The sequence below is a fragment of the Streptomyces luteolus genome (assembly GCF_029968015.1).
In the GTDB taxonomy this organism is placed as follows: domain Bacteria; phylum Actinomycetota; class Actinomycetes; order Streptomycetales; family Streptomycetaceae; genus Streptomyces; species Streptomyces luteolus.
Window position 1 is genome coordinate 1 of the sequence record NZ_JASCIS010000079.1, and the last position, 18370, is coordinate 18370.

The window sequence follows — 18370 nt, forward strand, 5'->3', positions numbered from 1 at the left end:
TCAACGGCCCCTGCCCCACACCCGAGAACCGGTCGCGGGACTGGACGCAAGCGCACCGCCACAGCCAGTGGCGCCCGCTGTGCAAGCCCCTCGCTTTAGCGAGGGGTAGTTGACCGTCAGATAGCCCTTCGCGCCCACCGAGATGTCCCCGCTGTGCAGGGCGGTGCGGGCGTGCGCGTACTCGTGCAGGCAGAGCGAGACGACCCAGGCGCCGGTGACGAACAGGAACACCGCCAGGCCGGTGTTCGCCGCGAACCCCGTCCAGGTCGCCCACCCGGCCGCGGCCGTGACGGCGGCGATCCCGAGGAAGACAGGGCTGATGCGGTGGGTTGTCATACGGGGGTCTCCTCGGCGGCTGTCCAGCTGGGGTCGTCTCGCTCATCGTGAGATCGCCCTCCGGGCTCGTCCTCAAACTCCCCCAGCTACCGCTGGGAGGTACCCCCAGGACGGGCTGATTTTGATCCCCTCCCCGCCGCCCCTTCCCGTAAGCCTGCGGCGCCGTCGGAACGCGCTGGCGCGCTCGTCCTCAAGCGCCGGACGGGCTGGATTTGGCGGCCCTGTCCGGCAGGTTCGGTCAGCCGGGGAGAATGGTCCGGTGCGCTACTCCATCCTCGGCACCACCCAGGCAGTCCGCTCCGACGGCGCCGCCGTCGCCGTCGGCGGGCCGCGCCTGCGCGCCCTGCTCACCGTGCTCGCGCTGCGCGCCGGGCGGACCGTGCCGGTCGGACAGCTCGTCGCCGAGGTGTGGGACGGCGACGAGCCCGCCGACGCCACCGCCGCGCTGCAGGCCCTCGTCGGACGGCTGCGCCGGTCGCTCGGGCGCGCGGCCGTGGAATCCGTCGACGGTGGCGGCTACCGCCTCGCCGCCGCCCCGGACGACGTGGACGCGCACCGCTTCGAACGCCTCGCGGGGGAGGGCGCCCGCGCTCTCGCCGACGGCGCCCCGGTCGAGGCGGCCGCCCTGCTCGACGAGGCCCTCGGCCTGTGGCGCGGCCCCGCCCTCGCCGACCTGCCCGACCGCACCGCCGACGCCGCCCGCCTCGACGCCCGGCACCTGGACGCCAGGCGGGCCCGCCTCGCCGCCGCCCTCGGCCTCGGCCGCGCCGAGCAGATCCTGCCGGAGCTGACCGCCCTGTGCGCCGAGCACCCCCTCGACGAGCCGCTGCAGGCCCTGCGGCTGCGCGCGCTGCGCGACGCGGGCCGGGCGGCCGAGGCGCTCGCGGCGTACGAAGCGGTGCGCGCCGGGCTTGCCGAGCAGCTTGGCACCGACCCCGGGGCCGAACTCCGCGCACTGCACGGGGAGTTGCTCGCCGGATCGCCGGACCCGGCCCGTACGGACAGCCACCGCGGCTCCCGGCCGCCCGGCCCGCCCGCCCCCGGCAACCTCCGTACCCGCCTCACCAGCTTCGTCGGGCGCGAGGCGGACATCGAGGCGTTGCGGGGCGACCTCGGGCGGGCGCGGCTCGTCACGCTGCTCGGGCCCGGCGGGGCGGGCAAGACCCGGCTCTCGCAGGAGGCGGCGGAGACACTGCCTGTGCCGGACGGGGTGTGGCTGGCCGAACTCGCTCCTGTCGCGGCCGCCGCCGCGGCCACCGACCCCGCCGCCGTGCCCGAGGCCGTGCTCACCGCGCTCGGCGGCCGCCGCACCGTCCTCTACGGCATGGGCGCCGAGGAGCTGCGGGCCGCCACCGACCAGGCCGGCGGCGACCCCCTCGTACGGCTCGCGGAGCACTGTGCGCCGCGCCGGATGGTGCTGCTGCTCGACAACTGCGAGCACGTCGTGGAGTCGGCCGCGCGCACCGTCGAGTACCTCCTCGCGCACTGCCCGCAGCTCACCGTGCTCGCCACCAGCCGCGAACCCCTCGGCGTACCGGGCGAGCTGGTGCGCCCCCTGGAGCCGCTGCCCGAGCCGGTCGCGCTGCGGCTGCTCGCCGACCGCGGCGCCGCCGCCCGGCCCGGCTTCCGGATCGAGGACGACCCGGAGGCCTGCGCGGAGATCTGCCGCAGGCTCGACGGGCTGCCGCTCGCCGTCGAACTCGCCGCCGCCCGGCTGCGCTCGCTCACCCCGCGCCAGATCGCCGACCGGCTCGACGACCGCTTCCGCCTCCTCACCTCCGGCAGCCGTACGGTCCTGCCGCGGCAGCAGACCCTGCGGGCCGTCGTCGACTGGTCCTGGGAACTGCTCGACGCCCGCGAGCGGGCCGTGCTCCAGCGGCTCTCGGTGTTCGCGGGCGGCTGCGAACTCGACGCGGCGGAGGCGGTGTGCGGGGGCGCGCCCACCGGCCCCGGTCAGCTCGGCGGTGAGCCGGCCTGCGCGCTCGACCTGCATGTGGACCGCCGCGACGTCACCGACCTGATGGGCTCGCTCGTTGACAAGTCCCTGGTGGTGGCGGCCCCTTCGGGCCTGGGCACGATGCGCTACCGGCTCCTGGAGACCGTCGCCGAGTACGCGGGCGCCCACCTCGACGAGGCGCGCGACCGCCCCGCCGCCGAGCACGCCCACCTCGTCCACTACCGCGAACTCGCCCGCCGGGCCGACCCCGAGCTGCGCACCGCCCGGCAGAAGCAGGCCATCGCCCGCATCGAGAGCGAGTACGAGAACCTGCGCACCGCGCTGCGCCGGGCGGCGGACGCGGGCGACGAGCAGGAGGCGCTCTGCCTCGTCCTGTCGCTGTGCTGGTACTGGCAGATGCGCGATCTGCGCAGCGAGTCCCGGCACTGGTCGGCCGTCGTGTCCGCGCTCGGCCCCGACCCGTTCGCCGAACCCGTCGAGCAGGCGCCGCCGCTCGCCGAACGGTGCACGGCCAAGCCGCCGCCGATGGAGCCCGAGCAGTTGCAGGAGGCGCGGCGCGGGGCCCACCTGCTGGGGCTCGCGTCCATGGACCACCGGGGCGACGAGTGGACGCTCCCGAAGAACGGGCGGCGCCTGCGGGCCATCGTCGCCGCCTACCGGCCGGGCCTGCCGCAGACCTGCTGGAGCCCGGGCGCGTTCTGGGTGTTCGCGGTGCTCCTCACCGGCAGACCCGACGACCTGCGCGAGCTGCTCGACCGGAACGTGCGGACCTGCCGCGCGCACGGCTACCGCTGGGAGCTGGCCTCCACCCTTCAGCTGCGCGCCAACGTCCTCGCCAACCGCAGCGCCTGGGGCGGGGACGCGGAGCGCGACGCGACCGAGGCCCTGGCCCTGTTCACCGAGCTCGGCGACTCCTGGGGCGCCGCCGAGGCGCTGTCGGCGCGCGGCGAGGCCTGGGAGCGGCGGGGCGAACTCGCCCACGCGGAAGAGGACTTCGCGGCCGCGATCGAGCACGCGGAGGCCATCGGGGCGGCCGCGCAGGTGTCGGTGCTGCAGGTGCGGCTCGCCGGGATCATGCTGGAGACCGGGCGGCCCGAGCAGGGCGAGGCGATGCTCTGGAAGATCCTGGAGGAGGCCGGCGACACCTTCTCGGAGGCCGTGCCCGCCGCCCGTATCCACCTCGCCGGCCGGCTGGGCGCGAGTGGCCGCAGGGGAGAGGCGCGCGAGCAGCTCGACTTGCTGTGGGATCAGTACTTCTCCGGCCCCGCCGTGATGTTCAAGGGCGTCCTGCACGGCATCTACGGCTGGCTGGACATCCTCGACGGCCGCCACGAGGAGGCGTACGAGCATGCCGCCGCGGCCTTCCGCTGGTCCCAGGACCCGGTCGCCCTGATGATCGCCCCGCACATGGCCTCCGTCCAACTCGCCCTGGCTGCCTGGTCGTTGGCCGGACGCGAGAAGCGGGAACCGGCGTACCGCGCGGCCCGGCTGCTCGGTGCCGCCGACGCCCTGCGGCCGGCCGGCCACCGACCCGCCTCGCAGGAGCGCGTCCAACGGGACACCGCCGAGCAGGCCGTACGGGAGATCCTCGGCGACGAGGCGTACGAGCGCGGACACGCGGAGGGCGGCGGCCTCACCCTGGAGGAGGCCGCCGCCCTGCTCTGATCCGACCGCCCCGGCCACGAGCCGTACGGTCAGGCCTTGTTCGTGAACTTGCGGATCGCTATCGGTGCCATGACGACCGTGAGGCCGATGGACCAGGCGAGCGTCACCCACAGGCCGTGGGCGATCGGGCCGCCCACCATCAGGCCGCGGGCCGCGTCCGCGAGGCCGGACAGCGGGTTGTACTTCGTGAAGGCCTCCAGCCAGCCCGGCATCGACTCGGTGGGCGCGAAGATCGACGAGCCGAACTGCAGCGGCATCATCACCAGGAAGCCCATGGCCTGCACCGACTGGGCGCTCTTCATGACCACACCGAGGGTCAGGAAGATCCACATCACGCCGAAGCCGAACAGCGCGGACAGTCCGACCGCGGCGAACAGGCCGCTCCAGCTCACCACGTCGAAGCCGACGAGCACGGCCACGACCATCAGCACGGTGGTGGCGATCAGCATCCGCAGGAGTTCCACGGAGATCTTCGCGATCAGCACCGAGGCCCGCCCGATGGGCAGGGACCGGAAGCGGTCCATGATGCCCTTCTGGAAGTCCTCGTTGAATCCGGTGCCGACGGCCTGCGCGATGGTCATGCTCATCATCGCGAGCATGCCCGGGATCACGTACTGCACGTACGCGTCCTGGCCGCCGCCGAGCGCCTGGCCGATGGAGCCGCCGAAGACGTACACGAACAGCAGCGTGAAGACGATCGGCATCAGCAGGGCGTCGAACATCGACTCCGGGTTGTTCCTGATCCACAGCAGGTTGCGGCGGATCAGCGCCCCGGTGTGCCGGGCGTGGGCGCGCAGCCCGATGCGGTCGTCGGCCTCGCCGTGCTCGATGGCGGGCGGGGCGTCGAGGGGAACGGTGGTCGCGGTCGTCATGCGGCGACCTCCTCTCGGATCGGGGCGGCGTCGGCGTCCTGCGGGGCACTGGCCTTCTGGCCGGTGATGGACAGGAACACCTCGTCCAGGCTGGGCAGTTCGGTGGCGATGTCGCCGAGGGCGTACCCGCGTTCGGCGAGCGCGCCGACGATCGCGGTGAGCTGCTCGTCGCTCTGGATGGGTACGAGGACCGTGCCGTTCTCGGCGTCCACGGTGGCCGTGGCGAGCCCGGTCAGGCCGGAGGCGTCGAGGTCGGCGGCCATGGCGCGCAGCTCGGCCGGGTCGGCGGGCCGGACGCGCAGGGTGCGGCCGCCGATCTTCGCCTTCAGCTCGGCGATCCCGCCGCCCGCGATGATCCGGCCGCGGTCGATCACGGTCAGCTCGGAGGCCAGCTGCTCGGCCTCCTCCATGTACTGGGTGGTGAGCAGCACGGTGACGCCCTCGCCGACCATGCGCTTCACCTCGTCCCAGACCTCGTTGCGGGTACGCGGGTCGAGGCCGGTGGTCGGCTCGTCCAGGTACAGGACGGCGGGCCGGCCGATCATCGAGGCCGCGAGGTCGAGGCGGCGGCGCATACCGCCGGAGTACGTGGCGGCCGGGCGCTTGGCGGCCTCCGTGAGCGAGAACCGCTCCAGGAGTTCACCGGCGCGGCGCTTGGCCTCGGACCGGGAGAGGTCGAGGAGGCGGCCGATCATGTACAGGTTCTCGAAGCCGGAGAGCTTCTCGTCGACCGAGGCGTACTGCCCGGTCAGTCCGATCTTGCGGCGCAGCTGGCGGGGCTGGCGCAGCACGTCGTACCCGGCGACGGTGGCCGAGCCGGAGTCCGGGGTGATCAGGGTGGAGAGGCAGCGGACGAGCGTGGTCTTGCCCGCGCCGTTGGGGCCGAGGACGCCGAGGACGGTGCCTTCGCGGACGTCCAGGTCCACGCCGTCCAGGGCTCGTGTTCCTTGGGGACCGCCGTATTGCTTGACCAGTCCCCGCACCTCTACGGCGTGCCCGCCGTTGCTGGGGTTCTTGTCGGATCGCGTCATGCGGCCACCTTGCAGGGGGCTGCCGACAGATCACCTACAGTCGGCCTACAGGGCACCGATGGCCGAGGTGAGGCTCTTTTCTCCCCTGACCCGCCCCTTCCCGACTGTGTCGATATGCGGCTGGCGCCGCGTGGCCTCGCCGGACGGGCCTCCTCAAGCGCCGGAGGGGCTGAAAATTCAGCCCCTCCGGCGCTTGAGGAGCGGGGGTCCGGGGGCTGGCCCCCGAAGCCGACGGCAGTCTTTCGGGAAGGGGCGGGGAGGGGACTAGAAAGCGGTCAGTGGAACGCGTGTTCCGGTGCCGGGAACTGCCCGCCACGTACCTCGTCCGCGAACTCCCGCGCCGCGTCCCCCATCACCGAGCGCAGCGCAGCGTACTGCTTCACGAAGCGCGGCACCTTGCCCGAGGTCAGGCCCATCATGTCCGTCCACACCAGGACCTGGGCGTCGCAGCCGGAACCGGCGCCGATGCCGATCGTCGGGATGTGCAGCGAGCGCGATACCTCCGCCGCCAGCTCCTCCGGGACCAGCTCCAGGACGACGCCGAACGCGCCCGCGTCCTGCGCGGCCTTGGCGTCCCTGAGCAGCCGGTGGGCGTCCTCGTCGGCGCGGCCCTGGACGCGGTAGCCCATGGTGTTCACGGACTGCGGGGTCAGGCCCAGGTGCGACATGACCGGGATGCCGGCGGAGACGAGCAGCTCGGTCTGGGCGAGCGAGCGTTCCCCGCCCTCCAGCTTCACCGCGCCCACACCGGCCTCCTTCACCAGGCGGGTCGTCGAGCGCAGCGCCTGCACCGGGCCCTCCTGGTACGAGCCGAACGGCAGGTCGCCGATGACCAGGGCGCGCTTGGTGCCGCGTACGACGGCGGCGCTGAGTATCGCGATCTCGTCGAGGGTGACGGGCACGGTGGTCTCGTACCCGAGGTGGCAGTTGCCCATCGAGTCGCCGACGAGCAGGACGGGGATGCCCGCCTCGTCGAAGACGGACGCGGTCATCGCGTCGTACGCGGTGAGCATCGGCCACTTCTCGCCGCGCTCCTTGGCGCCGGCGAGGTCGCGGACGGTGACGCGGCGCGTGGTCACGCCTCCGTAGAGCGACGTACCGGAAGTCTTGCTGCTCTGTGCCGCCTGCGGCGGGGCAGGCGGGTGGGCAGCCGAAATCTGCGTCATGACGACGGCTCCTTCAATGTCATCTCGTGGCGCCCTGACGGCGTCCCCGGATCACCGCCATGGTGGCACTCCGGCCCCGGCCGCGCCAGAGCAGGGCCGCGGGACGTGACGGACTACGCCGGTACGGGACGGTCCCCGACCTGGACATCCCTAGGGTGTGCGGCATGCCGACCCCCGCCGGAGCCGGGACGCCCCGGATACCCGAAGCCGTGCACCGCCGCCGCTGGGCGGTCCTCGGCGTCCTGATGCTCAGCCTGCTGATCGTCGTCATCGACAACTCGATCCTGAACGTGGCGATCAAGGTCATCGCGAGCCCCGCCCCCACCGGGCTCGGCGCCACCCAGGGCGAGCTGGAGTGGGCGATCAACGCGTACACCCTGGTCTTCGCCGGGCTGCTCTTCACCGCCGGGCTGCTCGGGGACCGGCTCGGCCGCAAGCGGGTGCTCGTCGGCGGCCTGCTCCTTTTCGGGCTCGGCTCGGTGCTCGCCGCGTTCTCCTCCACGCCGGAGCAACTCATCGCGTTCCGCGCGGTGATGGGCCTCGGCGGTGCCGCGGTGATGCCCGCGACGATGGCGGTCCTGATGAACGTCTTCGAGCCCGACGAGCAGCCCAAGGCCATCGGCATCTGGGCGGGCAGCGTCGGCATGGCCATCGCCATCGGCCCGATCACCGGCGGACTGCTGCTCGACCACTTCTGGTGGGGCTCCGTCTTCCTGGTCAACGTGCCCGTCGTGGCCCTCGCCCTGCTCGGCACGCTGCTGCTCGTACCGGAATCCCGGGATCCGCGGCCCGGCCGCCTCGACCCGCTGGGCGTCGGCCTCTCCGTCGCGGGCCTGATGCTGCTCGTCTACGGCATCATCCGCGGCGGCGAGCTCGCCGACTTCGGTGATCCCTCGGTGCTCGCGACGACCGGCGGCGGGCTCGCGCTGCTCACCGCGTTCGTGCTGCACGAGAAGCGCGTCGCCCACCCGGCCGTCGACGTCTCGCACTTCCGCAAGCCCGCCTTCTCGGCCGCGATCGCCGCCGTCACGCTTGTCTTCTTCGCGCTGATGGGCGTGACCTTCTTCTCCGCCTTCTACCTGCAGAGCGTGCGCGGCCACAGCCCTCTGGAGGCGGGCCTGCTGATCCTGCCCCTGGCCGTCGCCCAGATGCTGTTCGCCCCCCGCGCCCGCCTCTTCGTGATCCGCTTCGGCGTACGGGCGACCTGTACCGGGGGGATGCTCCTCATCGCCGCCGGACTGTCCGGGTTCGGCCTGTTCGACGCCAGTACGCCGCTGTGGGTCCTGGAGTTCGTGTTCTTCCTGCAGGGCAGCGGCATGGCCCTGATCATGCCGCCGGTCACCGTCGCCATCATGCAGACCCTGCCGCGGGAGAAGGCCGGCTCGGGCTCGGCGCTCAACAGCACGTTCCGGCAGGTCGGCGGCGCGCTCGGGATCGCCGTGCTCGGCTCGCTGCTCTCGGCGGTCTACCGCGGCGACGTCGAGAAGCATCTCGGGGCGGTCCCGTCCGACGTACGCGCCGCGGCGGGCGAGTCCATCGAGGCCACGCTCGCGGTCGCCGAACGCCTCGGCCCCGCGGGCCGCGCCCTGGTCGAGCCGGCGCACGCGGCCTACCTGCACGCGATGCACGTCGCCGCCTGGTGCTCGGCGGGGGCGGTGCTCCTCGGCGCCGTGGTGGCGCTGCTGTTCCTGCCGGGGCGGGGCGCGCAACCCGCGCGCGCGGAGCGGGAGTCGGAGGCCGGGGCAGAAGCCGTGGCCACGTCCTGAACGTGCGTGTTTCGTCACAGCTGCCGCTCCGCCCCGCCCCGGCGGAACTCCACACGGCCCGCCGTCGTCCTCGACCACGTACGGCCGTCGTACGGCGGCGGAGCGAGGCCATCTCGATCCCCTAGGGTCTGGGGGCGGACGAGGTGCACGGCAGGCAGTGAGGCGACGGTATGGCGCAGGCGTACAGGGCGGAGACGGGGAGCCGAGGCTCGGGGGCCGAGCGTTCCGGATCCCGGCTTCGGCGGCTGCGCGACGGCTGGCGCCGGGACCAGGGAGGCTGGCGGCGCGGTCTCGTGCTTGCCTTCTTCGCGGTGCTGCTCGCCGTGGTCATGGTGGTGCACTCGCACATCCCCAATGACGTCGGCAACCTCGGCAGCCTGATCGAGACGTTTCTGCCGTGGCTCGGCCTAGGCATTCCGCTTCTGCTCATCCTCGCGTTCGTGCGGAAGTCGGCCACCGCCCTGGTCGCGGTCGTGCTGCCCGCCGCGGTGTGGGTGAACCTCTTCGGCAGCCTGGTCTTCGACAAGTCCGGCACCGGCGGCGACCTCACCGTCGTCACGCACAACGTCAACGCCGAGAACTCCGACCCCGAGGGCACCGCCCGCAAGGTCGCCGCGTCCGGCGCGGACGTGGTGGCCCTGGAGGAGCTGACCCAGGAGGCGGTGCCCGCGTACGAGCGCGCCCTGGCGGACACGTACCGCTACCACTCCGTCGAGGGCACCGTCGGCCTGTGGAGCAAGCACCCGCTGTCCGACAGCCGGCCCGTGGACATCAAGATGGGCTGGACCCGCGCGCTCCGCGCCACCGTGAACACGCCGCAGGGCGACGTCGCGGTGTACGTCGCCCACCTGCCCTCGGTGCGGGTCAAGGCGGACGCGGGCTTCACCGCGGGGCAGCGGGACAACAGCGCGGAGGCCCTCGGCGTCGCGATCCGGGACGAGCCGGTCGAGAAGGTCGTGCTGCTCGGCGACCTCAACGGCACGATGAACGACCGCGCGCTCTCCCCGGTCACCTCGCAGCTGCGCTCCACGCAGGGCGCGGCGGGCGACGGCTTCGGCTTCAGCTGGCCCGCCGGGTTCCCGATGGCGCGGATCGACCAGATCATGGTGCGCGACGTGGAGCCGGAGGCGTCCTGGTCGCTGCCGGCCACGGGCAGCGACCATCTGCCGCTGGCGGCGCGGGTCAGTCTCTGACGCACAGGCTGTGCGGCCTGCGACATCCACCGTTCACAGGCCGCACACTCCCTGGAACACAACGCCTGAGAGACTTTGTTCCGTACGTGAACTTAAGTACGTCGAAGTACCTCCAGCCAGTTGTGAAGGGTCTCTCATGCCTGTGGCGCTGCTCGCGCTCGCCGTCTCCGCCTTCGGCATCGGCACCACCGAGTTCGTGATGATGGGCCTGCTGCCCAATGTCGCGGACGACCTGGGCACCTCCGTACCCACCGCCGGGTACCTCGTCTCCGCCTACGCGATCGGTGTCGTCGTCGGCGCCCCGCTGCTCACCGCCTTCGGCTCCCGCGTTCCGCGCAAGAAGATGCTGGTGCTGCTCATGGCGGTCTTCACGATCGGCAACCTGGCCTCCGCGCTCGCCCCCAGCTTCGGCCTGCTCGCCGCGGGCCGGGTCCTCGCGGGGCTTCCGCACGGCGCGTTCTTCGGCGTCGGCGCGGTCGTCGCCGCGCGGCTCGTACGGGAGGGGCGCGAGGCCCGCGCCGTGGCGACGATGTTCCTCGGCCTGACCGTCGCCAACATCGTCGGCGTCCCCGCCGCCACACTGCTCGGCCAGCACCTCGGCTGGCGGGCGACGTTCCTGGTCGTCGCCGCGATCGGCCTGCTCGCCATGGCCGCGCTCGCGAAGCTCGTCCCGTACGTGCCGATGGACGCGGGCCAGAACCTGCGGCAGGAGCTGCGCGCGCTCGGTGACCGGCAGGTGCTGCTCGGGCTGCTCACCGCGGTGTTCGGCTTCGCGGGCGTGTTCGCGGTCTACTCCTACCTGGCCTCGATGACCACCGAGGTCATGAGGATGTCGGACTCCTCGGTGACGCTCGTCCTCGCCCTGTTCGGCATCGGCATGACGCTCGGCGCGCTGGTCGCCGGCCCGCTCACCGACCGGGCCCTGCGGCCCACGCTGTACGGATCGCTCGGCGCCCTCGCCCTGGTGCTGCTCGCCTTCGACCACACCGTGCAAGTGCGGTGGGCGGCGCTCGTGACCGTCGTCGTGCTCGGGGCGGTCGGGTTCATGACGACGACGCCGCTGCAGATGCTGGTGATGCGCAAGGCCGCGCACGCCCCGACGCTGGCCTCGGCGTCCAACCACTCGGCGTTCAACCTCGCCAACGCGGGCGGGGCTTGGGCGGGCGGGGCCGCCATTGCTGCGGGCTGGGGGTGGATGTCCCCGACCCTCGTCGGCGCTGGGCTGGCGGTGGTCGGCCTTGCGATCGCCGTGCTGGCGGGGCTGCTTGACCGGGGTACGGGGGCGTCTCGGGTTGTCGCTGGGGGTGGGGTGGCGGTGCCGGTGCAGGAGCGGGTGGGCTGAGGCTTTTTCTTCCCCACCCCGCCCCTTCCCGAAAGTCCTGCGGACTGCCTCGGGGGCCAGCCCCCGGACCCCCGCTCCTCAAACGCCGGAGGGGCTGGTTTTTTAGGGGCGCGGGGAACTGCGCGACCAGCCACGACGGAGCCGCAGCCGAAAGACGGCAGAAGTCAGCCCCTCCGGCGCTTGAGGAGCGGGGGCCGGGGGCGGAGCCCCCTGGGGGTCAGGCGGACTCCCGCCAGCGATTGGTGATCGGAAGACGACGGTCCTTGCCAAACCCCTTCGCCGAGATCTTCGTACCCGGCGGGTACTGCCGCCGCTTGTACTCCGCCCCGTCCACGAGCCGCAGCACCTTCCCGACGACCTCTTCCCCGTACCCGGCGGAGACGATCTCGTCGGCACCCTTGTCCCGGTCCACGTACAGGGCCAGGATCCCGTCGAGCACCGGGTAGTCCGGCAGCGAGTCCGTGTCCACCTGGTCCGGGCGGAGTTCGGCGCTCGGCGGCTTGGTGATGGAGTTCTCCGGGATGGGCGGGGTCTGGCCGCGCTCCTCGGCGGCCCGGTTGCGCCACTCGGCCAGGCGGAAGATCGCCGTCTTGTAGACGTCCTTGATCGGGCCGTACGCCCCCACCGAGTCGCCGTAGAGCGTCGAATACCCCACCGCCAGCTCGGACTTGTTGCCCGGCGCGAGGACGATGTGACCCTCCTGGTTGGAGACCGCCATCAGCATCGTGCCGCGCAGCCGCGACTGCAGGTTCTCCTCGGCGAGCCCGGTCAGGCCGAGCGAGCCCATGTACGCGTCGAACATCGGCTCGATGGGCACCGTACGGAAGTTGAGGCCGGTGCGCCGGGCCAGCTCGGCGGCGTCGCCCCTGGAGTGGTCCGAGCTGTACTTCGAGGGCATCGAGATGCCGTACACGTTCTGCGCGCCGAGCGCGTCGCAGGCGATCGCGGCGACCAGCGCCGAGTCGATGCCGCCGGAGAGGCCGATCAGGACGGACCGGAAGCCGTTCTTCGCGACGTACGCGCGCAGGCCCACGACGAGCGCCGAGTAGACCTCCTCGTCGTCGTCGAGCCGCTCCGCGTACCCACCGGCGAGCTCCGCCTCGTACGCCGGGACCGGATCGTCGGAGAGGACCACGTGGTGGATGCGCAGACCGTCGTCGACCACCCCCGAGGGAGCCGCGCCCGCGGCCGGCAGGTCCAGGTCCAGGACCACGCAGCCCTCCGCGAACTGCGGGGCGCGCGCGACGACTTCACCGCTGGCGTCGACCACGATCGAGTCGCCGTCGAAGACCAGCTCGTCCTGCCCGCCGATCATCGCGAGGTACGCCGTGGTGCACCCGGCCTCCTGGGCGCGCTTGCGCACCAGCTCCAGGCGGGTGTCGTCCTTGTCCTGCTCGTACGGCGAGGCGTTGACGGAGACCAGGAGGCCCGCGCCCGCCGAGCGGGTGGCCGGGACGCGGCCGCCGTCCTGCCAGAGGTCCTCGCAGATCGCCAGCGCGACGTCCACGCCGTGCACCCGGATCACCGGCATCGTGTCGCCGGGGACGAAGTAGCGGAACTCGTCGAAGACGCCGTAGTTCGGCAGGTGGTGCTTGGCGAAGGTCAGTACGACCTCGCCGCGGTGCAGCACGGCGGCGGCGTTCTGCGGGGCGCCCGCGGGCTGGCCGTACTTGGGCTGGGCGGTCTCGGAGCGGTCCAGATAGCCGACGATCACCGGCAGTTCGCCGTACCCCTCGTCGGCCAGGCGCGCGGCCAGGGCACGCAGCGCCTGCCGGGACGCCTCGACGAAGGACGGGCGCAGGGCCAGGTCCTCGACGGGGTAACCGGTGAGGACCATCTCCGGGAACGCCACGAGGTGGGCGCCCTGTTCGGCGGCGTGCCGGGTCCAGTGCACGATCGCGTCGGCGTTCTGGCCGAGGTCGCCGACGGTCGAGTCGATCTGATTCAAGGCGAGGCGTAGTTGAGGCACGCGGCCCAGTGTAATCGTCAGAGCGACACGATGTCATTGGGGAGGTGCGGGAGCGAAGCGACCTCCGTGCAAGGGTGGCGGCGGGCAACGGGTGGGCGAGTGTGGGGCGCCCCACGCCTGCTTGTGCGGGGCGCCCGTACCGCGTGCTACTTCGCGGGGCCGGTCCAGATGGCGTCGTCGTACTTCAGGACCTCGGGGCCGACCTCCAGCTGGACCTCCTTCGTGGCGTCCGCCGGCACGGAGAAGGCGAAGTCGGCCTGGGCCTGCTTGCCCGCGAGCACCTTGCCGTTGAACGGCTTCGTGCCGTTGCTGCCGTCGAAGACCATCTCGACGTCGGCGCCCTTCGCGTCCCGCAGCGTCGGCAGGGCGGTGGTGACGTCCATCGTCTTCTTGCCGCCGTTGACGATCGTGATGGTGAACTGCACCGCCACGTTGCCGGCCTTGTGCCCGGCCGCGAACTCGTCGGGGCTGTACGCCTTCGGCTTGCTCACCGTGACCTTCACACCGTCCTCGTACGTGTGGGTCGCGCCGAACTTCAGCGGCTCGGCCGAGTCGGACGCCGGGTCACCGGTGTCCAGGTCGCCCAACGAGTCGTCGCCGGAGCCCGTGCCGGGGTCGGCCGAGGCGGCCTTGTCGACTTCCTTCTGGATCTCGTCGGACACGCTCTGCACGGCCATCACGACGACCACGAGCCACACGATCGACACGATGAGCGCGATGCCGCCGAGGATCGCGCCGCTCAGCGCCACGCCCTTGTTGGTGGCCAGGCCCTTGCGTGCCTTGGAGACCCCCACCAGGCCGAATATCAGGGCCAGGACGCCGAGGACGACGCCGCCCCAGACGGTGAAGAACAGCACCGCGCCGATGATGCCGAGCACGAGAGCGGTGATGCCGAGCCCGTTCTGCGGCTGGGGCGGGGTCGGGAACGGCGGCGGAGCCATCGGCTGGCCGCCTTGCGGGGGCCCGAAGGGGGACGGCGGGGTGCTGTTGTTGGGCGCGGTCATGTGCATTCCTCGTGAAGGAGAGGTGAACCAGGGCCCACGACTGGGCCCTGCGCAGGAAGGACTCCCGGACCGCGGACAAGGTTGTACGGCCTGCACGGAGTCTTACGGAATGGGACGCGACGGCTTACGGGAGCGCTGCACGGGAGCGTCGCACCGACCTGCCGTACGACGCTCCCGCCTGGGCGCTCGGTAGCTCAGGCCCGGTACCCCAGGACCGTCATCATCCCGGCCTCCGAGTGGTACACGTTGTGGCAGTGGACCATCCACAGGCCCGGGTTGTCGGCGTCGAAGTCCACGCTCAGCGTCCCGTTCGGCAGGATCACCGCCGTGTCCTTGCGGGCGCCGCCCGCCTTCCCGCCGAGCGCGAAGGTGTGGCCGTGCAGATGCAGCGGGTGCCACATCGTCGTCGCGTTGGAGAACACGAGCCGCACCCGCTCGCCCGCCTCGACTCCATGCCGCACCGCCGGGTCGTACGGCTTCCCGTCGAAGGCCCAGTCGTACTTCGCCATGCCGCCCGTGAGCCGCATCCTGATCGTCCGGTCCGGTTCGCGGGCGGGCAGGGCGACCGGCTCGGCGGGCTTCAGGCGGTGGGCGGTGAGCGGCTTCCCGTCGAGCTCACGCGGTCGCGCGTCCGGCTTCGGCGCCGCCCCGGCCCCGGTCCGCAGCACCGCGAGGCCCGACTCCTTCTTGCCCTCGGCGAGCGCGGTCAGCGGGAACACCCCGTCGTCCGCGGTGACGAGCACGTCGTACCGCTCGCCCATGCCGAGCAGCAGCGCGTCCGTCTCCTGGTGGCGGACCGGGAAGCCGTCCGTGTGCGTGACCGTCATGCGGTGGCCGCCGAGCGCGACACGGAAGGCGGTGTCGCCGCCCGCGTTCACGAACCGGATGCGGATCCGGTCGCCACGCCTGGCCCGCAGCTCCGAAGGGGCGTCCGGCGTACGGCCGTTGATCAGGTAGTGCGGATACGCCACGTCGCCCGCGTCCCCGCCGAGCAGCTCGCTCTTGGCGCTCATCGTCATCCGCGACGGGCCGGACGGCTTCGGGGAGGGCTCGTCCGGCAGCCGCATCGACATCCTCGACATCCCGTGCCCCTCGTGGCCGCCTCCGCCGCCTCCGGTGCCGTGGTCCATGCCGCCCTTGAGTTCGGCGAGCACGGCGTCGGGGGTGGAGCCGTCAACCCCGTCGACCCAGTCGTCCAGGACGACCACCCACTCCTTGTCGTACGAGAGCGGCTCCTTCGGGTCCTCGACGATCAGCGCGGCGTAGAGGCCGCGGTCCTGCTGGGTGCCGGAGTGCGGGTGGAACCAGTACGTGCCCGGATGCGGCACGGTGAAGCGGTACGTGAAGTCGGCGCCGGGCTTGATGTCCTGCTGGGTGAGGCCCGGCACGCCGTCCATGTCGTTGCGCAGCGCGAGGCCGTGCCAGTGCACGGAAGTGGGCCGCGGCAGGTGGTTGGCGAGGGTGAGGGCAAGGGTGTCGCCCGCGGTGACGCGGATCTCCTTGCCGGGCAGCTCGTCCCCGTACGCCCAGGACGTGACCGTACGGCCGCCGAGGTCGAGCTTGGTCTTCGTGGCCGTCAGGGAGACCTCGCGCACGGGTCCCTTGCCGCGCTTCTTCTCGGCGGCGGCGACCTCGGGGCCGGTGGGGTCCACGTAGCCCGGGGAGGGGGGACCGCCGTGGCCCCCGTGGGAGTCGGAGCCGCCGCAGGCGGCCAGAACGCCGGTGCCGACGGCGGCGAGCGAGGCACCGAGGACGGTGCGGCGGGTGGTTGCGGTGGTGGGCATGACTGGGTGACACCTCGTCATCTGCTGGTGTGCGTGCGGTGGAAGGCGCGTACGCGCGCAGGGCGTACGGGCAGCCGCTCGCGGCATGCGGGCGGCGGCCGGGTGCCGGCCTAGATCCGCAGCAGGCAGAGACGCGAGAGCAGTGCTCTCGGTGGGGGAGGCGCGGGGTGACGCCGGGGCGTTGGCGGGCCGCGGGGTGCGGTGGGCTCGGGTCGCGTGCCGGGGCGCAGCGGCGCGGCGGCGAGGAGCGCGAGCGCGACGCCCGCGAGCAGGACGGCCAGACAGACCGCCATCGGGTCCATGCCGTGCCCGGCGGGAGCGTGCTGGTCGGCCGCGGTGGTGGCGCCGTGGCCGGGTCCTGCGGCGTGCTCGGGGGCGGCGGCCTGTCCGGGTGGGCCGCCATCAACTCCCGTACCATGACCGGCGGTTGAGTGCCCTGGTGCGGCGGCCGTCGACGCCGTCGGCGTCATCCCTCCGTGCTGCTCGCCCGCCGGATGCCCCAGCGTGTGCATCGTGACGATCCCGAGGAGCAGCGCGGCGAGCAGCAGCAGCCGCCCGCGCCGCGCTCGCACACCCGGGTGAGTCACCATGCCCCGCACCTTACCCCCACTGGGTATCCCGTACTCGATCGGGTTCCGGTATCCGGGCCAGTATGATTCATCCCACTATGTCCAGTCATGAACGGCTTCGCCCCCCACGGGACGCGCGAATCGTCGCCGCCCTGCTCGCCCTCGGCGCCGTCGCGTACACCGCCTGGGTCCTGGAAGCCGTCCTCGCCACCGGACTCGATCCGATACGGACCTACGTCAGCGAACTCGCCGCCGAGAGCCAACCGCTCGGCGGCCTCTTCCGCGCCACCGACCTCGCCACCGGACTCCTCGTCTGCGCGGGCGCGGCCTTGGCCCTGGTGCGGCTGCGCCCGAACTCCTGGTGGTTCCGGGTCGGCTGGGCCGGGCTGCTGCTGTTCGGCGCGGCCACGGCGGCCGACTCGCGGCTCCCGCTGAGCTGCGCCCCGACCGCCGACCCGGACTGCGCGGCGCGCGAGGCCGCGGGCCTGGTGCCCGCCACCCACACCGCCCACGCCATCAGCAGCTCCCTCGCCGTGGCGGGCGCGCTCGTCGGCATGGTCGTCCTCACCGCTGCCGCCCGCCGTCACCGCGTCTGGCAGGCCCTCGCCCGTATCGGCCCCTGGCTCGTCGGCCTCGAACTGGCCGTCACCGTCTGGACGTTGAGCGCCATCGCCGCCTTCGAGTCGGGCCACGGCACCTGGCTGCTCGGCCTCGGGCAGCGCGCCCAGGTCCTGCTGATCGCGGGCTGGCTGGCGCTCCTCGCGTACGGGATCACCCGGAGGGCCGGGGCGCCCACGGTCCCGGTGCGGCCATGAGCGCCGCCCCCCGCGAGGCGTTCCTCCGTATCGACGGCGTCCCGCACCACGTCCTCGTCGAAGGCACCGGCCCCGTCTGCGTGCTCTCGGCCGGGCTCGGCATGGCCTGGTACGACTGGGACGCCGTGACCGCGCTGCTCACCCCGTACCGCACCGTCGTCCGCTTCGACCGCCCCGGGCTCGGGCTCAGCGGGCCCGCACGCACCGCGCCCACGCTCGCCGCCGAGGCCGACCGCATCCCGCACGTCCTCGACGCCTGCCGGCTGCCGGGCCCCGCCACCCTCGTCGGGCACTCCCTCGCCGGGTTCCACTGCGAGGCCGCCGCGCGCCGCCACCCGGACCGGGTCGCGCGGCTCGTGCTCGTCGACTCCAGCGTGGAGGAGCGCGCCAGGCCCCGCCCCGCGCCCTGGCTGCGCGTCGGTGCCGCGCGCGCGTGCGGGGCGCTCCTCGGCGCGGCGGGTGTGCCGTACGCGCTCGGGCCCGCGATGCGCCGCGCCTCGGTGTTCCTCGCCCGGACCGGCGGCGGCGACCCCGCCCCGTACGAGCTGGTGCGGCGCACTTACGGGACGAGCCGCTCGCTGCGCGCGCTGCTCGCCGAGCACGTTACGTATGCCGATGTCGCGGCCCAACTTGTCGCGCTGCGTCGGGAGTCGGCGCTGCGCGCCGGGTTGCCGGTGACCGTGCTTACCGGGGGTACGGACCGGCGCTGGTTGGAGCGCCAACGACGCCTCGCCGAACTCCTCGACGCCGACCATCGCGTCTCACCGGAGGCGGGCCACCTCGTCATGCTGGACCGGCCGCATGATGTGGCGGGGGCGGTGCTGGGGGACTGATTTTCCCCTCCCCGCCCCTTCCCGAAAGTCCTCGCCGGACGGGCCTCCTCAATCGCCGGAGGGGCTCA

At 72.9% G+C, this 18370-nt stretch carries 13 protein-coding genes and 1 pseudogene; 6 read left to right on the forward strand and 8 right to left on the reverse strand.

The genetic code is table 11. The features are described 5' to 3' along the window. Positions 1 to 108: 108 nt before the first annotated feature. Positions 109 to 336 (reverse strand): annotated as a pseudogene (locus QIT00_RS37740) (site-2 protease family protein); the annotation flags it as partial. 259 nt (positions 337 to 595) lie between these two features. On the opposite strand from QIT00_RS37740, the gene QIT00_RS37745 reads away from it, so the two are divergent. Continuing rightward, positions 596 to 3958 carry a BTAD domain-containing putative transcriptional regulator gene (locus QIT00_RS37745; protein WP_282540026.1) on the forward strand — a complete coding sequence of 1121 codons (3363 nt, stop codon included), beginning with the start codon at positions 596 to 598 and terminating at the stop codon, positions 3956 to 3958. Positions 3959 to 3987: 29 nt separating this feature from the next. Here the strand turns inward: QIT00_RS37745 and QIT00_RS37750 are convergent, their stop codons facing one another. The 3 genes from QIT00_RS37750 to panB form a co-directional block, all read right to left on the reverse strand. After that, positions 3988 to 4830: an ABC transporter permease gene (locus QIT00_RS37750; protein ID WP_282540027.1), complete on the reverse strand. Its 843-nt coding sequence runs from the start codon at positions 4828 to 4830 to the stop codon at positions 3988 to 3990. Continuing rightward, positions 4827 to 5861 (reverse strand): ATP-binding cassette domain-containing protein, encoded by a 1035-nt coding sequence (locus QIT00_RS37755; RefSeq protein WP_282540028.1) that lies wholly within the window; start codon positions 5859 to 5861, stop codon positions 4827 to 4829. The genes QIT00_RS37750 and QIT00_RS37755 overlap by 4 nt, the downstream gene beginning before the upstream one ends. Before the next feature lie 275 nt (positions 5862 to 6136). Further along, on the reverse strand, positions 6137 to 7027 hold the full coding sequence (panB, locus tag QIT00_RS37760; protein ID WP_282540029.1) for a 3-methyl-2-oxobutanoate hydroxymethyltransferase: 891 nt from the start codon (positions 7025 to 7027) through the stop codon (positions 6137 to 6139). Between the two features lie 164 nt (positions 7028 to 7191). Between panB and QIT00_RS37765 the strand changes: the two genes are divergently transcribed. The 3 genes from QIT00_RS37765 to QIT00_RS37775 all read left to right on the forward strand — a co-directional run bounded on the left by QIT00_RS37765 (position 7192) and on the right by QIT00_RS37775 (position 11328). Continuing rightward, positions 7192 to 8793: a DHA2 family efflux MFS transporter permease subunit gene (locus tag QIT00_RS37765; RefSeq protein ID WP_282540030.1), complete on the forward strand. Its 1602-nt coding sequence runs from the start codon at positions 7192 to 7194 to the stop codon at positions 8791 to 8793. A gap of 170 nt (positions 8794 to 8963) precedes the next feature. Beyond that, a complete protein-coding gene (locus QIT00_RS37770) occupies positions 8964 to 9986 on the forward strand; it encodes an endonuclease/exonuclease/phosphatase family protein (RefSeq protein ID WP_282540031.1) in 1023 nt (340 codons plus the stop codon). A 136-nt stretch (positions 9987 to 10122) separates the two neighbouring features. Next, on the forward strand, positions 10123 to 11328 hold the full coding sequence (locus QIT00_RS37775) for an MFS transporter (protein ID WP_282540032.1): 1206 nt from the start codon (positions 10123 to 10125) through the stop codon (positions 11326 to 11328). Positions 11329 to 11545: 217 nt separating this feature from the next. Here the strand turns inward: QIT00_RS37775 and QIT00_RS37780 are convergent, their stop codons facing one another. The 4 genes from QIT00_RS37780 to QIT00_RS37795 form a co-directional block, all read right to left on the reverse strand. Continuing rightward, positions 11546 to 13297 carry an NAD+ synthase gene (locus QIT00_RS37780; RefSeq protein ID WP_282540033.1) on the reverse strand — a complete coding sequence of 584 codons (1752 nt, stop codon included), beginning with the start codon at positions 13295 to 13297 and terminating at the stop codon, positions 11546 to 11548. A 146-nt stretch (positions 13298 to 13443) separates the two neighbouring features. After that, entirely contained in the window at positions 13444 to 14301 is an 858-nt protein-coding gene (locus QIT00_RS37785) for a DUF4190 domain-containing protein (protein ID WP_282540034.1), read from the reverse strand. Positions 14302 to 14495: 194 nt separating this feature from the next. Beyond that, positions 14496 to 16085: a multicopper oxidase family protein gene (locus tag QIT00_RS37790; protein WP_282540035.1), complete on the reverse strand. Its 1590-nt coding sequence runs from the start codon at positions 16083 to 16085 to the stop codon at positions 14496 to 14498. Between the two features lie 110 nt (positions 16086 to 16195). Beyond that, positions 16196 to 16675 (reverse strand): hypothetical protein, encoded by a 480-nt coding sequence (locus QIT00_RS37795; protein ID WP_282540036.1) that lies wholly within the window; start codon positions 16673 to 16675, stop codon positions 16196 to 16198. 77 nt (positions 16676 to 16752) lie between these two features. Between QIT00_RS37795 and QIT00_RS37800 the strand changes: the two genes are divergently transcribed. After that, positions 16753 to 17469 (forward strand): DUF998 domain-containing protein, encoded by a 717-nt coding sequence (locus QIT00_RS37800; RefSeq protein ID WP_282540037.1) that lies wholly within the window; start codon positions 16753 to 16755, stop codon positions 17467 to 17469. Next, the gene (locus tag QIT00_RS37805) at positions 17466 to 18302 is read left to right on the forward strand and encodes an alpha/beta fold hydrolase (RefSeq protein WP_282540038.1); all 837 of its coding nucleotides are present in this window, start codon (positions 17466 to 17468) and stop codon (positions 18300 to 18302) included. The genes QIT00_RS37800 and QIT00_RS37805 overlap by 4 nt, the downstream gene beginning before the upstream one ends. Positions 18303 to 18370 lie beyond the last annotated feature (68 nt).

What these genes read in the sequence shown, in the direction of transcription:
- QIT00_RS37750 (WP_282540027.1), bottom strand. Translation starts at nt 4,830, where the DNA reads ATGACGACCGCGACCACCGTTCCCCTCGACGCCCCGCCCGCCATCGAG.
- QIT00_RS37755 (WP_282540028.1), bottom strand. Translation starts at nt 5,861, where the DNA reads ATGACGCGATCCGACAAGAACCCCAGCAACGGCGGGCACGCCGTAGAG.
- panB (WP_282540029.1), bottom strand. Translation starts at nt 7,027, where the DNA reads ATGACGCAGATTTCGGCTGCCCACCCGCCTGCCCCGCCGCAGGCGGCA.
- QIT00_RS37765 (WP_282540030.1), top strand. Translation starts at nt 7,192, where the DNA reads ATGCCGACCCCCGCCGGAGCCGGGACGCCCCGGATACCCGAAGCCGTG.
- QIT00_RS37770 (WP_282540031.1), top strand. Translation starts at nt 8,964, where the DNA reads ATGGCGCAGGCGTACAGGGCGGAGACGGGGAGCCGAGGCTCGGGGGCC.
- QIT00_RS37775 (WP_282540032.1), top strand. Translation starts at nt 10,123, where the DNA reads ATGCCTGTGGCGCTGCTCGCGCTCGCCGTCTCCGCCTTCGGCATCGGC.
- QIT00_RS37785 (WP_282540034.1), bottom strand. Translation starts at nt 14,301, where the DNA reads ATGACCGCGCCCAACAACAGCACCCCGCCGTCCCCCTTCGGGCCCCCG.
- QIT00_RS37790 (WP_282540035.1), bottom strand. Translation starts at nt 16,085, where the DNA reads ATGCCCACCACCGCAACCACCCGCCGCACCGTCCTCGGTGCCTCGCTC.
- QIT00_RS37795 (WP_282540036.1), bottom strand. Translation starts at nt 16,675, where the DNA reads ATGGTGACTCACCCGGGTGTGCGAGCGCGGCGCGGGCGGCTGCTGCTG.
- QIT00_RS37800 (WP_282540037.1), top strand. Translation starts at nt 16,753, where the DNA reads ATGTCCAGTCATGAACGGCTTCGCCCCCCACGGGACGCGCGAATCGTC.
- QIT00_RS37805 (WP_282540038.1), top strand. Translation starts at nt 17,466, where the DNA reads ATGAGCGCCGCCCCCCGCGAGGCGTTCCTCCGTATCGACGGCGTCCCG.